This is a genomic window from Haloarcula marina, from assembly GCF_024218775.1.
Classification (GTDB): domain Archaea; phylum Halobacteriota; class Halobacteria; order Halobacteriales; family Haloarculaceae; genus Haloarcula; species Haloarcula marina.
Genome location: NZ_CP100404.1, coordinates 790,875 through 805,350, shown reverse-complemented (window position 1 = coordinate 805,350; position 14,476 = coordinate 790,875). Strand labels below are relative to the sequence as shown.

Below are 14,476 nucleotides of genomic sequence, written 5' to 3'. Positions count from 1 at the left end.
CTCAGCAGATTGGGCGCGGGTCCAGCCCCATCCCGTCGAGCGTCGCGGCGTAGTCGTCGTAGGCCACGTCGACGGCGTCCATCGCGGCCTCCCGCGCGGCTCCGCGTTCGTCTTCGCCGAGCGCGTCCAGCGCTTCGCCAGCCGGGTCCAGGTCGGCTGCACCGCTCCGCAACGCTCGGAACGTCTCGGCGATGGCCTCGTCGGCCTCGTTGACGAAGAAGCCCACCGCCTGTAGGTAGAACCTGTCGAGGACCAGCGGAACGGCCACCAGTCCCGCACCGACGCGCGCCGCGGTCCCCTCGACGGTGTCGAGATGCGCCGAGAGCGCGTCCGGTTCGGCGGGCGCGGCGTCGATTCGGCCTGCCCTGTCGCGAGCCGCGGCCCCGGCCCGCTCGAACGCCGCCGCGACCGGTCCCTGGGACTCGGTCACCTCGTCCGCCCACGCCGAGAGTGCGCCTGCCACACCGCGCTCACGCGCGGCGGCCGCCGACCGAATCGTCTCCGCCCTCATGTCGGCCCCCGTTACGGCGACGAGGAGCTTGTCCGAGCCGAGTCGGTCCAGTTCCGTCCGCTTCGCCTCCCGCACCGCATCGAGTGTATCCGCGGCGTCCATACCCGAATCGACGACCGCACGAGGCATAGAACCCCCGCCCGATTTATCGGCTCCCGACACTTAGTTGACGTATGAGCCGAGACCCACCCGACCCGCCCGCGGACCATCCCTCGCTGTCCGCCGTCGACCTGAAAGCGCGGCTGGACCGCGGCGAGTCGGTCCGCATCCTCGACATCCGCGACCGCGACGAGTTCGAGCAGTGGCGCGTTAGCGGTCCGACGGTCACCGCGACACAGCGGCCGTTCAACAAGTTCCTGCAAGCGAAGGTCACCGATTCGGTCGACGACCTCGCGGAAGACATCCCCGGAGAAGGGCCCATCACCGTCGTCTGCGCCCGCGGCGAGTCCAGCGCCTTCGTCGCCGGACTCCTCGTCGACAACGGCTACGAGGCCCACAACCTCGCCGACGGCATGGAAGGCTGGGCGCGCCTCTACGAGGGCCACGTCGTCGAGTGCGACGGCGCCACGCTGGTTCAGTACCAACGCCCGTCCTCTGGCTGTCTCGCCTACCTCGTCGTCAGCGACGGCGAGGCCGCCGTCGTCGACCCCCTCCGGGCGTTTGCCGACCGGTACGTCGCAGACGCCGCCGACCACGACGCGTCGCTCCGCTATGCCGTCGACACGCACGTTCACGCCGACCACGTCAGCGGCGTCCGTCGACTCGCCGACGAGTACGGCGTCGAATCCGTCCTCCCCGCACGCGCCGTCGACCGCGGTGTCGCCTTCGAACCGACGGAACTGCCCCACGACGGCGCGCTTTCCGTCGGAGCGACGACGCTCGACGCCGTTCCGCTCCCGGGCCACACCACCGACATGACCGGCCTCCGCGTCGGTGACGTCCTCCTCGCCGGAGACAGCCTCTTCCTCGACAGCGTCGCCCGCCCGGACCTCGAAGCGGGCGACGACGGCGCGCCCGAACTCGCGCGCGACCTCTACGAGACGCTGACCGACCGCCTCGCCGCGCTCCCGTCGACGATGCTGGTCGCGCCCGGCCACTACGCCGAGACGACCGCCCCCGCCAGCGACCGCACCTACACCGCCACCCTCGGTACCCTCCGCGAGCGACTCGCCGCGTTCCGACTCGACGAGACCGCTTTCGTCGACCGTATCTGCGGCGACATCCCACCGCGACCCGCCAACTTCGAGCGAATCATCGCCATCAACCTCGGCACCGAATCGGCCGACGACGACACCGCGTTCGAACTCGAACTCGGCCCGAACAACTGCGCCGCCGCGCCGATGGACATCCCCTAAAACGGAAGTCGCCTGCGAATCTGGTCGAACAGCGATTCGTCCGCCTCCGTCGCCTCCGGCCCGATAACGTCCTCGTCGGGGACGATGACCGTCTCCTCGCCGTTATTCTCGACCTCGATGAGGTCGTCGGCTTTCAGCGCCGCCAACGCGTCCTCTATCTGGTCGATGTTCACGTCCGCCCGCGAGCGTATCTCGAACACCGTCATGCCCTCGGTGTGCCGGTCGGCGAGCGCGTCGAGCACCGCAACCTCTGTCTCGTCCCGGTTGCGGTACTCCGGCTTCGCTCTCATACCCTCCTCTAAACCCGCCCGACTCTTGGCTTTGTCCCTCAGTGCGACGGTCAGCGGGAACGAAACCGGTTACTTCGCCGAACTGTTGTACTCGTCGTAGACGGCGAGCCCGACGCTCGTGGAATTGTCCGCTCCCTCGACGTAGCTCTCGTGGGCAGGGCCCCATCGCGTCGCGTAGAGGAACTTGTACCAGTAAGTCTCGAAATCGTCTGTTCGTTCGTGTTCTTTTGCCCACTCGTCGGTTAGGTACGCTGTCCGGTATAGTTGGCCGTCGGTCGTCTCTGCCCTGAGGAAAATTCGGTCGGGAATGAACGACTCGTTGAATGGACCGGAAGATTCTCGGTATGCAGTTCCGAGGTTTGCGTAGGTTATCAGTACAGATACCTGCGTATTTTGTAGGTCAGTCGTATTCTCCGGGATTCTCTCGTAAGTGAGAGAAATGTAGTTTTCCTTGGGAAACACAGTATAGTTGGTGACTTGCGTGTGGTTGTCGGTGGCGTTCGCCGCAGAACGGAAATCGTAGGCGAACTCGGTGAGCTTTGCACGTTTGTTCCAGTTCGCGGGATTACTCTCGTTAATCGACTCAGTATGCTCTTCAACAGTCAATAGATACCCGAAAGTTGTATTGGGTTCGCTGGACCCCGCGATGAGTGTGTATCTGCCAGTTTGGGGAAGCGTGGCTTCCTCAATTGCCGCGCTGTTGCCGAAACCACCGTTATCGTCGGCGTCAACGGTACTACCGTTCGGCGCAAGTAGGCGGATCTGAGGATCACCATTTCGTGCACCCATTGTGATATTGACGCTCGTATTGGCTTCAGCCACGAACTGAACAGGCTCGTAATAACCGTTCTCGTTCTGTGGGTCATCCCTGTCTATTTCTCCACGAGTAATTTGTCCGCCGTCTTGCTCGAGACTGATATTCCGTAAATCCGTCCCCTCCCCTGCGTTAGTTGGAGTCGGTGTGGCCGTCGCAGTCGACGTTAGAGTCGGTTCGGAGGCAGGTATGCCTATGTCTCCACTAGCACTGGGGTCGCTTTCTTCGGCCATGAAACCGTAGTACCCTGCAGTCACAAGAAGAATAGTGAGTAGAACTGCTGAGAGCCCTATTCCAAGGTTTGGGAGAAAACGGAGATCCATTATATATCACTCGTTTTCTCCCGCATTTAAAACTTTTTCATAGGTCATAGTCTGAAATATACCCCCACAGCCAGGGCGTCGATTTGACATTATTTTCAGAGGAGGAGCTAAATCGAGTACTAACACATAATGGGATGATTAGGCCATGGGCAACTGTTAGAGCTACTGGAGCTGCTATCGCTTGAGCTACTATCAGAACCATCCGAATGAGAGCTGCCGAGGTTGCGATAATGGTCGTCAACTGGACCACCGTTAAAGCCATTAGAAGCATCAGACTCACGGTCAGCTGAGCTGGAAGTATCACCGCTGTTCCGGTCACCGCACGTTGGCGTACAGTCATCACCGCTCGGACTGTTGGAGTCACCAGAGCTACCGGAAGTATCTCCCCGTGAATCGGACCGACCACCGTTTCGTTCGCCGCATGTCGGTGTACAGCCGTTATGACTTGGACTGCTGTCGGAACCGAGGTTCTCGTAATAGTCACTTATGTCATCTCCGCTAAACGGGTTGCCGCTGGATGAGCCAGAGCGACTATTACTACTAGATTGCCTTTGGGTTCCTTCCCGTTCGCTCTGCGACTCTTTTTCTCGGTATTCCTGTCTCATCGCCTCAACAACACTCCCCCGACTAATCGCACCACCACTGGTACGATGGGTGTCGAGGTCGATATTCAGCGCATCACTCGACCGCAGTTGCCCGTCGACGTATAGCTGCACCCCCTCACGACCGTTGGCGTCCAGAATCACGGTTTCACCGCCGGGTTCGGGCTGATACTGGATATCCGCGGCATCGCTACATAGCGGGGTGTGGCCGCCGTTGCCGTCGGCGAACCAGTGGGGTTGGGACCCGTCGGGGCACGTCGATTGGGACCGCCCGCTCGGGCGATTGGTTCGGCCCACGACGGTGACTGTCTGGGTGGCGTTTCCACGACGTCCGAGGGTGTCGTAGACCACCGCTTGCACCGAATGGGGGCCGCCGGAATCGAACGAGTGAGTCGTACTCGTCGTCGCCCGGTGTCCGGACAGGGCGGACTGGTTGACGACTGCGCCGTCGACCACCCACGCCAGCGTCGCGAGGTCGGCGTCGGTGGCCGTCGCGTCGACCGAGAGAGTCGTCGCGCGGCCGCGACGAGTCGTGGCGGGTGTCGAGAGCGCCACCGCGAGCGACGAGGTGGCCTCGACGGTGACGTACATCGAGTCTGAGCGGGTAGCGCCGTCGTCGTCTGTGACACTGAGAGAGACGGTGTACCGGCCCACGGCGTCCGGTCGGAATCGGGTCTGTCGGCAGGTCCGGCAGTCCGGCGCGACGGCGTCGCCGTCCGGTTCGTGGATGGTCCACGAAACCGCCGAAATCGCACCGTCCGGGTCGCGCGAACCGTTGGCGTCGAGATACACCGTCGTTCCCTGTGTAACGGTCTGGTCGAGGCCAGCCTCTGCCAACGGGGCTGCGTTGTCCGACGCGGCGACCCCACCGGTGGCTGCGGTGACGGCGAGCACTGCGACGACGGCCAACCCGAGGGGACGCATCGCGTGATGGTGGGTGCTCGCCCGTGTATAAAATTACGCTTTCAGATTCAGAAAATCAAATTGATTGTGAATAAGAATTAGTGGCGGAGCGTCGGGGGCGTCGCGTGGCCGGGCACCGACGGGGAGGGTTTAAGTAGGACAGGGCGGGAAGAACTGACAATGGGTCTCAAGTGTTCTGTCCTCGGGCATACGTACGGTGAGACCACCGTCGAGCGCGAGCGCGAAGAACAGGGGAGCGAAGTCGTCATCACCATCCAGGAACTGGAGACCTGCGAACGGTGTGGACAGACGCGCGTCGTCTCCGAGAACAAGGAAGTAACGTCCATCGAGACGCCGTCGGACATCGCGGGCGATATGCTCGACGACGAAGCCGACGGTCCACCCTCGGACGACGAGAACGACGACGAAGCGGCGGCGACGGAGGACCCCGACGAGGGGACGGACCCCGTCGACGAGACGGACGACGAGGAGGCTGACGGCGACGCCTCGACGGCGGGAGACACGGCCGAATCCGGCGTCGAGACGTCCGCCGAAATGGTCGACCCGGACGACGACGACGCGGAGATACTGGACGACAGCGACGAAGACGACGAGGAAGCGGTCACCGACAGCGAACTCGATAATCCGACGACGCACGTCGACGTCCCGGACGCAGAGGAAGAAGGCGCGGCGGCGGCGGACGACCCCGAGGAGGACGACGCTCTAATTATCGACGGTGAGGAGGACGCCGGTCTGGTCGACGACGACCGGGAACCCGGCGCGTGGCCCGAAGAACCGGCGGGCGACGAGGACGACTGGCGGCCCGAGACGGTGTTGGGCGGCGACGGCGACGCGGCGGCAGAAGCCGAATCAGGCGAGAGCGCGGCCGTGACGGTGCCGGACGACCAGTTCTACTGTCCGGAGTGTGAGTTCACGACCGACATCGAGGCGAGTTCGCTGCGCGCGGGCGACTTCTGTCCCGAGTGTCACAAGGGGTCGTTGGTCACGAACACCGAGTGAACGCAAAGGGTAAGACCTGCCCTCGCAAAACGTCGGGCATGCGAGAGTACAAGATGCGACGGGGCGAGCATCTCGAAGACCGCGTCCCCGACATGGAAGCGTTCGTCGAGGAACACTTCGGTCCGGTGACTGGCACGGAGGAACACAACGGAAGCGACCTGCTCGTCGTCGACGAACCGGACAACCCGGTGTTCGAACGAGTCGTCGCCGGAACCGTCGGGTACGGGAGCAAGAAGGACAAGCTCGCGCTCCACATCGACGAGAAACCCGCCGAAGAGGTCATCGCCGAAGGACACGTCGACGCCGCCGAAGACGCCGTCTCCGTAAAGAACGACTTCCTCGAATCGGCGACCGGTCGGGACGCGAAAGCCCGACGTGAGTCGCTGAAACGCGACGTCGAGGACGACGCCGACGCGCCAGACAACGTCTAACCGCGGCGCGCTTTTTCCCGGATGGTGTGATTCTGCCGTCACGTCTAAGTACCCTCGTGTCATACGTTCACATACGCCCCGCCCGAAGGCGAACAGAAGTATTCGGGTCACGGACTCCCGTGTCGCCCTGTGGCGTCCACCGGGCACCCCTGTCATAGTTTGTCCGCCCCGTCGGAGGCGGCCCTAATCCGACACCGGGCACGTCCGCCCGCTTCTGTCAGTCGACGAGTCCGTAGCCGCGCCGCACGAGTTCGATATCGACAGCGACGACGACGATAGTGAGGCCGGTGAGGACGAGCAGTGAGAGGTTCGGCGAGAGGTCCGTCGCCTGCGGGATGACGCCGTAGCGGACGCCGTTGACCATGTACACCATCGGATTCAGCAGGGTGACCTGCCGCCAGATGCCCTCCAGCGCCGACAGCGGGTAGAACACCGCGCCGAAGAACACCAGCGGTCGGATGATGAACTGGTTCAGCACCGTGAGGTAGTCGAAGTCGCTCGCCCAGAGGCCGCCGATGACGCCGAACGCGGCGAACAGCGTCGGGATGACGAGCATGAAGGCCACCAGATAGAACGGGTTCGAGACGGTGACCGGGGTGAAGACGAGTCCGACGCCCCAGATGATGGCCCCGACGACGATACCCCGGAGCGACGAGGCGGCGACGTAGGCCAGCACCATCTCGGTGTGGGACAGCGGCGAGGTCAGTACCTCGTGGATGTACTCGTTCCAGCGGCCGTGGAAGATGGAGAACGAGGCGTTCTCGAAGGCGTTAGATATCATCCCGAGGACGACGAGGCCGGGCAGGATGAACAGGATGTACCCCGCGCCGCCGAACGCGTCGGGGTCGCCCCCGCTGATTCGCTCGCCGAGGACGACGCCGAAGACGGTGAAGTAGAGCACGTTCGTAATCATCGGCGGCAGGAACGTGTTTCGCGGTCGGCGGACGTACCGGAGAATCTCCCGGTGGAGCAGTGTCCAGAGGCCGACGAGGCGCGCGCCGATACCGGTCGGTGCGGTCCGTTCGTCCGGCGAGTCCGGTCCCGGCGCGACGTTCCCGTCGTCGGCGTCGAGGCTCATGCGGACACCTCCGCGTACTCGCGGTCGTCGCGAGTCATGTCGACGAACACCTCTTCGAGCGAGGCCCGGCGGATGTCCAGCGAAGTGACGTGGTGGCCCGCGCGTTCGAGTGTACGCAGAAGTTCCGGCGCGGTCTGACTCCCGCCCGCGGCGGTGACCGAGAGGCCGTCGTCGGTGACCGACACGTCGGTGACGCCCTCCACGTCGAGTCGGGGTGCGGTCCGGGGTGGGTCGGCTAGACCGATGTCGATGGTGTCGGTGCCGCGGTCCATCAGCTCGCCGGGGGCGGCCTCTTCGACCTTTTGCCCGGAGTCCATGATGGCGACGCGGTCACAGAGGCGTTCGGCCTCCTCGATGTAATGGGTCGTCAGGACGATGGTCGTCCCGGCGTCGTTCATCCGGTTGATGATGTCCCAGAGGTCGTGGCGTAACTGCACGTCGACGCCCGCGGTGGGTTCGTCCAGAATCAGCAGGTCCGGATTCGAGACGAGGGCGCGCGCGAGGACGAAGCGGCGCTTCATCCCGCCGGAGAGCCAGTCGAATCGGGTGTCGCGCTTGTCCCAGATTCCCACCGTCTTGAGCGCCTCCTCGGCGCGGCGACGGGCCTCTTTGCTGCCGATGCCGTGGTAGCCCGCCTTGTGCTCTAAGACTTCGATGATAGGGAAGAAGCGGTCGACGTTGAACTCCTGTGGAGCCAGTCCGATGCGGTCCCGGGCCTCGCGGTAGTCGTCTTCCACGTCGTAGCCGAACACCTCGGCCGTGCCGCTGTCCTTGTGAACCAGGCCGACCAGCGTGTTGATGAACGTCGTCTTGCCCGCGCCGTTCGGGCCGAGCAGACCGAAGAACTCGCCGCGCTCGACGGTCAGATTCAGACCGCCGAGCGCCTGCACGTCACCGTAGCTTTTCCGTACGTCTCGGGCGCGTATCGCCGGGGCTGTCATTACTCACCGTACCCGGTCGACACCGAAAAGGACGTTGAACGCGGCGGCTCGGGCCGCTCGGCACAGCGCGCGAGAGTGAGCGTGAGTCGGAGCGACAGCGGGCTATCGTCAGAGCCGTTCGCGAGCGATGCCGACGCCCGCGGGCGTGATGATGAGTTGGTCGTCGTCTTTCTGGACGATGTCGCCGCCGACTTCGTTGGCGACCTGTTTGAGTTCGTCGCTGATGTGTTCCATCGTCCGGTCCTGCGTGGAGTGGCGCGTGATGTCGGCGATGACGATGTCGCCGTCGTAGACGGCGTCCTTGATTTCGATAACGTCTTGCTTGCCGCTTATCTGGGCGATTCGGACCTGGCGCTCCGTCTCGGTGGCGGCGGCCTCGAAGTCGTCGGCGTTGAGTTCGACGTAGTCGTCGGTCTTGCGGGAGGTCCCCGACTCACCGAGAATCTTGCTCATGAGTCCCATATCCCCTACGGTGTTCGCTACCGGTTTCAACTTTTCGTCAGACGCAGTTTCGAGGCCACGCGGCGTGCACTGTCGGTCGTCACCGCGCTGGCGACGGCCGACTCGTCGGCGCGTGGAGCACAGAAACGGCCGCGGACTACACCGAGAACTCGAACAGGTCGTCGCCGACGTGGTGGATGGACCCGACAACTTTCCCCGAGTCCCCGACCATGTCGTCGCCGTCGGCCATCGCGCGGCCGATGGCGAGGAACTTCCCGTGGGACTCCTCGTTGATGGCGACGAGGTCACCCTCGGCGATGTCGTCGTCGGCCTCGGTGATGCCCGGCCGCATGATGTCCGCGCCGTCCGAGACGAACGAGATAGCGCCGGTGTCGACCGTGACGACGTGTTTCTCCGGAGGATACTCGTTGGCCCCCCGGACGGTGAGGAAGGGGTCGTCGTCGACGTAGAGGACGAGCGGTTCCCCGTCGACGAGGACCACGTTCCAGTCGCTGTCGTCGAACTCGACCTTCTCGAAACTGTCGGCGTCCAGTTCGACGCCGAGGTTGTCGGTCAGGGCCGTCGCGATGGCGTCGACCTCGTCCGACCGGAGGTGATGCCGCGATTTGACGTTCATACGTGCGAGTGGGCGGCCCCCGACGGTAAGCGTAACGAAGGACGAGAGCGCGGGAGCGAACTTTTTCAGCGGGCACGCCGAACCACGGGTATGCGCGTCGTCACCCTGCTCCCCTCGGCCACGGAAATCGTCTACGCCCTCGGGATGGAACCCGTCGGCGTCTCCCACGAATGCGACTATCCCCCGGCGGCCCGCGAGCAACCGTCGGTCAACCGCTCGCGCGTCGACCCGGAAGCGTCGAGCGGTGAGATAAACGAACAGGTCGCGGAGGCCGAGAGCGGCGACGGCGTCTACGCAATCGACCGGGAGGCGCTGGCGACCCTCGACCCGGACGTAGTCATCACACAGGGCGTCTGTGACGTGTGCGCCGTCGACCACGTCCAAGTGGCCGAGGCAGTCGCGGACCTCGGCCTCGACGCGGAGGTGCTGACGCTCGACGTCCACAGCCTCGAGGACCTGTTCGAGTCTATCCACCGCGTCGGCGCGGCAATCGACCGCGACGAGGAAGCGACCGACCTCGTCGCGACCCTCCGCGAACGAGTGGCCGCCGTCGAGACGACGGCCGCACGGGCCGAGGCGACGCCGACCGTCGCCGTCCTCGATTGGCTGGACCCGGTGATGGTCGCGGGCCACTGGATACCCGAGATGGTCGAGATGGCGGGCGGCGCGTACGGCATGGCCGAACGGGGCGCACACTCCCGCCCGCGCGAGTGGGACGAAGTGCGCGAGTACGACCCCGACGTACTCGTGGCCGCGCCCTGTGGCTTCGACATCGCACAGACCCGCGAGAACCTCGACGACCTGACCGAACGCCCGGGATTCGACGACCTCTCGGCGGTCCGAGACGGACGTGCCTTCGTGATGGACGGCCACCACTACGTCAACCGCTCGGGGCCGCGATTGGTGGATACGCTGGAGTTTCTGGCGGCTTTGGTCCACCCCGAGTTGTTCGACGCGCCGCCGCGGGACGCGGTGCAGGCCTTCTCCACACTACGGGCCTGACACTCAGTCGTCGGCCAGCGAACAGCGCCCCTCGTAGGCGGCGTCCGCGACCCCGTCGATTGCCGGGTCGTCACCACAGACTGGGCAGTCGGGATTGGGGGCGACGGGTACCTCGTCGACGGTCATCGCGCTGGCGTCGTAGGCCAGTAAGCGGCCGTCCAGCGTCTCGCCGTAGCCCATCACGAGTTTGACGACTTCGGTGGCCTGCATGCATCCGACGGTGCCGGGGAGGACGCCGAGGACGCCCGCCGTCGAGCAGTCCGGGACCGTCCCCTCCGGCGGCGCTTCGGGGAACAGGCAGCGGTAGCACGGCCCGTCGCCGGTGAACGTCGTCACCTGTCCCTCGAACCGGAACACCGCGCCGTGCGAGAAGGGCGTCCCGGAGAGCGTGCAGGCGTCGTTGACCAGAAATCGGGTCGCGAAGTTGTCGGAGGCGTCGACGACAACGTCGTACTCCGCGACGAGTCCGGCGGCGTTGTCGCTCGCGAGGCGCAGTTCGTGCGTCTCGACGGTCACATCGGGGTTCAGGTCGGTGACGAACTCGCGGGCGCTCTCGACTTTCGGCCGTCCAACGTCGGCGTCGGCGTGAATCACCTGTCGCTGGAGGTTCGACCGCTCGACCACGTCGTCGTCGACGATACCCAGCGTCCCGATTCCGGCGGCCGCGAGATACTGGAGGACCGGCGACCCCAGACCGCCCGCGCCGACGACGAGCACCGACGAATCGAGCAGGGCCGCCTGTCCCGCCGGTCCCACATCGTCCATGATGATGTGCCGGGAGTAGCGGTCGAGTTGTTCGGGGTCTAAGTCCGGTCGCATGGTCGGCGGTTGGCCGCCCAAGGAGATAAGCGGTGTGCTGGACGAAAACCCCGACCCGGCCGCTCAGCAGTCGTAGAGGTCCCGGTACTTCGCGTCGGCGTACTCCAAGAAGTAGTCGGCCGTGAACGACTCGCCGGTCGCCTCGCGAATCAGGTCGTCCGTCTCGTAGCGCGCGCCGTGGCGGTGGACGTTCTCCGTCAGCCACTCGTGAACGGGGCCGAAGTCGCCCTCGCGGACGAGCGAGTCCACGTCGCCCACGTCCGCGCGGAGGTGGTGGTCCAGTTGGGCGGCCAGCACCGACCCGAGCGTGTAGGTCGGGAAGTAGCCGATAGCGCCGTTGGTCCAGTGGATGTCCTGCAGACAGCCCTCGGCGTCGGTGTCGGGGCGGATGCCCAGATACTCCGCCATCTTCTCGTTCCAGACTTCGGGCACGTCCTCTACGGCGAGGTCGCCGCGGATGAGGTCGCGTTCGATTTCGAAGCGGAGGATGATGTGCATGTGGTAGGTGAGTTCGTCCGCTTCCACCCGAATCAGGTTGTCCTCGTACACCTCGTTGGCGGCCTCGTAGAACTCCCGCGGCGTGGCGTCGGTCCCCAGATGCTCGTTCGCGGTGTCGGTAAACAGGTCCCAGAACGGCCGGGAGCGGCCGACGTGGTTCTCCCAGAACCGCGACTGTGACTCGTGGACAGAGAGGTCGCGGTTGTCGCCCAGCGGCGTTCCGTACTGTTCCTGTGGCAGGCCGAGCGTGTAGGTGGCGTGGCCGAACTCGTGGATGGTCGACCCGATTGCGCCCATCGGGTCGTCCGGTTCGAACCGCGTCGTCACGCGGGCGTCGAACTGCGTCCCCGTCGAGAACGGGTGGGGCGCGGTGTCCAGTCGGCCGTGGTCCCAGTCGTACCCGAGCGTATCGAGGGCTTCCTCGACGAGTTCCTGCTGGGTGTCGTCGTCGTAGGTCCCCTCGAAGGGGTCTGCGAGCGTCACGTCGCTGTCGGCGATGTCGTCGATGAGCGGGACGAGTTCGTCGCGCAGGCGGGTCAGAATCTCCTCGGCGGTATCGATGCCCAGATACGGCTCGTACTCCTCGAAGAGGACTTCGTAGGGGTCGCGGTCGGGGTCGATGGCCGCGGCGTACTCACGGCGGAGTTCGACCATCTCTTCGAGGGTGTCGGCGAACATCTCGAAGTCGTCCTCGGCCTTCGCCTCTTCCCAGACCGGGAGGGCGTTCGAGGACGCCTCGGAGATGCGCTCGACGAGGTCGGATGGGACCCGCACCGCTCGCTCGTAGTCCCGGCGGACTTCGCGAACGACGGCTTCCTGTTCGGGTTCGAGGTCGGCGTCGTCGAGTTCGTCCAACCACTCGCCCAACCGGTCGTCGGTCAGCATGTCGTGGTGGACCGTCGACAGCGCGGAGGACTGCTTGGCGCGGGCGGGCGTGCCACCGGAGGGCATCATCACCTGCTGGTCCCACTGGAGGACGCCACCGGCGTCGCCGACGTAGTGGAGGCGCTTGACGTGGTCGATGAACTGCTCGTAGGTCGACTCTGTCTCGCTAGTCGTTGCCATACTTCGCCGTTGGGACGGCGTTCCTAAAGGGACAGCGTAGGCGGAAATCTGTCGCTCACGCCAGCCACGACGCGGCGACGCCCGCGTAGATTCGCTGGCATCGCTCCAGCACGTCGACAGCGACGCTCTCGGTGGCGGTGTGGGCCTCGCCGGGTTCGGCCGCGCCGACGACCACGCAGTCCGTGCCGGTCTCGGCCAGCCATCCGGCGTCCGTCGCGTGCGGTTTGACGACGTGTTCGGGCGCGCCGTCCTGTGCGTCGGCGGCCGCGTCGAGGACGGCGTCCGCGAAGTCCGCGTCCCCGCAGGCCATCGGCGGCAGGTCTTGGTCGACGCGGACGGAGACGCCCGGAATGTCCTCTGCCCGCTCGATGGGTGCGCGCTCGCCCGGGACCGTCCGCTCGTCGACGGTCGCCTCGCAACGTTCGGGAATCACGTTCCACGCCGACCCGCCCTCGATTTCCGTGACGGCGACGCTCCCCGAGAGTTCGTGTCCCAGCACGTCCGTCGACGGGAAGTCGAGGGCCCGGACCACGTCGACGGCGTCCGTCGCGCGGTAGATGGCGTTCTCACCTGCTTCCGGTTCGCTGGCGTGGGCGGCCGCGCCCTCGGCGACGATGGTCGACCCGCGGCGGCCCTTGTGGGCGACGGCCACGTCGGTGACCCCCGGCCCGGAGTAGCCCGTCGACCCCTCGCCGACGACGGCGTAGTCCGGTGCGAACCCCGCGTCGATAGCGGCCCGACAACCCACGCCGCCCTGCTCTTCCCCGGCGAAAGAGGCGAAGACGAGTTCCCCCTCGTCGGGCGTGTCCGCGTCGGCGAACGCCAACATCGCGGCCGCGACGCATCCCTTCATGTCGGCGGTCCCGCGGCCGTAGAGGCGGCCGTCTGCCTCTCGAACGACGTACCCGCCGTCGGCGTCGACCTGCGCGTCGTCCGGCGGAACCACGTCGTGATGACCCACGAGAGCCAGCGACTCGTCGCCCGCGCCCTTCCGCGCGACCACGTTGTCGTGGTCGTCTCGGGAGACGGCGGCGTCGGTGTTCGACTCGAGCCACGAGACGAGGAAGTCGGCGGCGGCCGACTCGCCCTCGTGGCTCGGAATCGCGACCAGTTCGCGCGTGAGGTCCGCGACGTGCATACCTGACGGTGTCGGGCGAGGGGTTTGTGTCTTGCTCGAAAAACGCGCCGTCACTCGGCGTCTCGGCTGCCGTGGTTACCGATTACCGAAGCGCCGCGTACGCTACGCCCAAGACGCCGCCGTAGACGACGTGCCAGAGGAGGCTCGGAATCGCGAAGTTCGGGAACGGCGGGGCCGCCGGGAATCCGACGGCGCTCAGCCACACGGGCATCACGAGGGCGGCGAGGACCACCCACGTCACGACGCCCCAGAGAATCCCGAGGCCGACCGTGGACCCGACCGACCGGTCGACGACGCCGGACTCGACGACGGCCGCGAAGACCACGCCGAGAACCGCGCCGTGCGAGAGGTGCACCGCCCAGCCCGCGACACCACCGGAGAGGCCGTACAGGCCGGGAATCGCGCCCGTCAGCACGCCTGGGTTCATCACCGAGATGAGGACCGCCATGACCGCCGCGCCAGCGATACCACCGACGACACCGGCCTGCCAGTCCTCGAGGACGACGCCGGTGTCTGTTGGAGTCTGTGTTGCCATCGCATCTGAAACGTTCGCCACTATCTATCAAATATCTAACTTGAAGGGGCGCGGTCCGCACACTGCCCCGGTA

16 protein-coding genes are annotated in these 14,476 nt (G+C 65.5%); 4 read left to right on the top strand and 12 right to left on the bottom strand.

Annotation, left to right across the window (positions count from 1 at the left end):
• Position 1: 1 nt before the first annotated feature.
• On the bottom strand, positions 2–613 hold the full coding sequence (locus NJQ44_RS04170) for a transcription antitermination protein (protein ID WP_254273426.1): 612 nt from the start codon (positions 611–613) through the stop codon (positions 2–4).
• A 71-nt stretch (positions 614–684) separates the two neighbouring features.
• Here NJQ44_RS04170 and NJQ44_RS04165 point away from each other — a divergent pair, with 71 nt between their 5' ends.
• Positions 685–1,866, top strand: a complete 1,182-nt coding sequence (locus NJQ44_RS04165; protein ID WP_254273425.1) for an MBL fold metallo-hydrolase — start codon at positions 685–687, stop codon at positions 1,864–1,866.
• On the opposite strand, the gene NJQ44_RS04160 is transcribed toward NJQ44_RS04165, so the two are convergent.
• The 3 genes from NJQ44_RS04160 to NJQ44_RS19540 all read right to left on the bottom strand — a co-directional run bounded on the left by NJQ44_RS04160 (position 1,863) and on the right by NJQ44_RS19540 (position 4,819).
• Positions 1,863–2,156: a DUF6432 family protein gene (locus NJQ44_RS04160; RefSeq protein WP_254273424.1), complete on the bottom strand. Its 294-nt coding sequence runs from the start codon at positions 2,154–2,156 to the stop codon at positions 1,863–1,865. The two genes, NJQ44_RS04165 and NJQ44_RS04160, sit on opposite strands and share 4 nt — an antisense overlap.
• A gap of 69 nt (positions 2,157–2,225) precedes the next feature.
• Positions 2,226–3,293 (bottom strand): PPC domain-containing protein, encoded by a 1,068-nt coding sequence (locus tag NJQ44_RS04155; RefSeq protein WP_254273423.1) that lies wholly within the window; start codon positions 3,291–3,293, stop codon positions 2,226–2,228.
• 119 nt (positions 3,294–3,412) lie between these two features.
• Positions 3,413–4,819, bottom strand: coding sequence for a PKD domain-containing protein (locus tag NJQ44_RS19540; protein ID WP_431357783.1), 1,407 nt, complete (start codon positions 4,817–4,819; stop codon positions 3,413–3,415).
• A gap of 159 nt (positions 4,820–4,978) precedes the next feature.
• On the opposite strand from NJQ44_RS19540, the gene NJQ44_RS04145 reads away from it, so the two are divergent.
• Both NJQ44_RS04145 and NJQ44_RS04140 read left to right on the top strand, forming a co-directional pair.
• Entirely contained in the window at positions 4,979–5,818 is an 840-nt protein-coding gene (locus NJQ44_RS04145; protein WP_254273421.1) for a DUF7093 family protein, read from the top strand.
• 38 nt (positions 5,819–5,856) lie between these two features.
• Positions 5,857–6,249 (top strand): DUF5611 family protein, encoded by a 393-nt coding sequence (locus NJQ44_RS04140; RefSeq protein ID WP_254273420.1) that lies wholly within the window; start codon positions 5,857–5,859, stop codon positions 6,247–6,249.
• 217 nt (positions 6,250–6,466) lie between these two features.
• Here the strand turns inward: NJQ44_RS04140 and NJQ44_RS04135 are convergent, their stop codons facing one another.
• The 4 genes from NJQ44_RS04135 to NJQ44_RS04120 form a co-directional block, all read right to left on the bottom strand.
• Entirely contained in the window at positions 6,467–7,252 is a 786-nt protein-coding gene (locus NJQ44_RS04135; RefSeq protein WP_431357788.1) for an ABC transporter permease, read from the bottom strand.
• 71 nt (positions 7,253–7,323) lie between these two features.
• Entirely contained in the window at positions 7,324–8,268 is a 945-nt protein-coding gene (locus NJQ44_RS04130; protein WP_254273418.1) for an ABC transporter ATP-binding protein, read from the bottom strand.
• Positions 8,269–8,376: 108 nt separating this feature from the next.
• On the bottom strand, positions 8,377–8,730 hold the full coding sequence (locus NJQ44_RS04125; protein ID WP_254273417.1) for a cell division protein SepF: 354 nt from the start codon (positions 8,728–8,730) through the stop codon (positions 8,377–8,379).
• A gap of 136 nt (positions 8,731–8,866) precedes the next feature.
• A complete protein-coding gene (locus NJQ44_RS04120) occupies positions 8,867–9,346 on the bottom strand; it encodes an RNA-binding protein (protein ID WP_254273416.1) in 480 nt (159 codons plus the stop codon).
• A gap of 90 nt (positions 9,347–9,436) precedes the next feature.
• On the opposite strand from NJQ44_RS04120, the gene NJQ44_RS04115 reads away from it, so the two are divergent.
• The gene (locus tag NJQ44_RS04115) at positions 9,437–10,348 is read left to right on the top strand and encodes a cobalamin-binding protein (RefSeq protein ID WP_254273415.1); all 912 of its coding nucleotides are present in this window, start codon (positions 9,437–9,439) and stop codon (positions 10,346–10,348) included.
• Between the two features lie 3 nt (positions 10,349–10,351).
• On the opposite strand, the gene ubaA is transcribed toward NJQ44_RS04115, so the two are convergent.
• The 4 genes from ubaA to NJQ44_RS04095 form a co-directional block, all read right to left on the bottom strand.
• Positions 10,352–11,167, bottom strand: coding sequence for an SAMP-activating enzyme E1 (gene ubaA / locus NJQ44_RS04110; RefSeq protein WP_254273414.1), 816 nt, complete (start codon positions 11,165–11,167; stop codon positions 10,352–10,354).
• A gap of 63 nt (positions 11,168–11,230) precedes the next feature.
• Positions 11,231–12,730 (bottom strand): carboxypeptidase M32, encoded by a 1,500-nt coding sequence (locus tag NJQ44_RS04105; RefSeq protein ID WP_254273413.1) that lies wholly within the window; start codon positions 12,728–12,730, stop codon positions 11,231–11,233.
• Between the two features lie 55 nt (positions 12,731–12,785).
• Positions 12,786–13,868: a M20 family metallopeptidase gene (locus tag NJQ44_RS04100; protein WP_254273412.1), complete on the bottom strand. Its 1,083-nt coding sequence runs from the start codon at positions 13,866–13,868 to the stop codon at positions 12,786–12,788.
• A gap of 82 nt (positions 13,869–13,950) precedes the next feature.
• On the bottom strand, positions 13,951–14,403 hold the full coding sequence (locus tag NJQ44_RS04095; RefSeq protein WP_254273411.1) for a histidine kinase: 453 nt from the start codon (positions 14,401–14,403) through the stop codon (positions 13,951–13,953).
• Between the last annotated feature and the right edge of the window lie 73 nt (positions 14,404–14,476).

Bases quoted from the DNA above. Each gene is read 5' to 3' on its own strand.
- NJQ44_RS04170 (WP_254273426.1), bottom strand. From the start codon at position 613: ATGGACGCCGCGGATACACTCGATGCGGTGCGGGAGGCGAAGCGGACG.
- NJQ44_RS04165 (WP_254273425.1), top strand. From the start codon at position 685: ATGAGCCGAGACCCACCCGACCCGCCCGCGGACCATCCCTCGCTGTCC.
- NJQ44_RS04160 (WP_254273424.1), bottom strand. From the start codon at position 2,156: ATGAGAGCGAAGCCGGAGTACCGCAACCGGGACGAGACAGAGGTTGCG.
- NJQ44_RS04155 (WP_254273423.1), bottom strand. From the start codon at position 3,293: ATGGATCTCCGTTTTCTCCCAAACCTTGGAATAGGGCTCTCAGCAGTT.
- NJQ44_RS19540 (WP_431357783.1), bottom strand. From the start codon at position 4,819: ATGCGTCCCCTCGGGTTGGCCGTCGTCGCAGTGCTCGCCGTCACCGCA.
- NJQ44_RS04145 (WP_254273421.1), top strand. From the start codon at position 4,979: ATGGGTCTCAAGTGTTCTGTCCTCGGGCATACGTACGGTGAGACCACC.
- NJQ44_RS04140 (WP_254273420.1), top strand. From the start codon at position 5,857: ATGCGAGAGTACAAGATGCGACGGGGCGAGCATCTCGAAGACCGCGTC.
- NJQ44_RS04130 (WP_254273418.1), bottom strand. From the start codon at position 8,268: ATGACAGCCCCGGCGATACGCGCCCGAGACGTACGGAAAAGCTACGGT.
- NJQ44_RS04125 (WP_254273417.1), bottom strand. From the start codon at position 8,730: ATGGGACTCATGAGCAAGATTCTCGGTGAGTCGGGGACCTCCCGCAAG.
- NJQ44_RS04120 (WP_254273416.1), bottom strand. From the start codon at position 9,346: ATGAACGTCAAATCGCGGCATCACCTCCGGTCGGACGAGGTCGACGCC.
- NJQ44_RS04115 (WP_254273415.1), top strand. From the start codon at position 9,437: ATGCGCGTCGTCACCCTGCTCCCCTCGGCCACGGAAATCGTCTACGCC.
- ubaA (WP_254273414.1), bottom strand. From the start codon at position 11,167: ATGCGACCGGACTTAGACCCCGAACAACTCGACCGCTACTCCCGGCAC.
- NJQ44_RS04105 (WP_254273413.1), bottom strand. From the start codon at position 12,730: ATGGCAACGACTAGCGAGACAGAGTCGACCTACGAGCAGTTCATCGAC.
- NJQ44_RS04100 (WP_254273412.1), bottom strand. From the start codon at position 13,868: ATGCACGTCGCGGACCTCACGCGCGAACTGGTCGCGATTCCGAGCCAC.
- NJQ44_RS04095 (WP_254273411.1), bottom strand. From the start codon at position 14,403: ATGGCAACACAGACTCCAACAGACACCGGCGTCGTCCTCGAGGACTGG.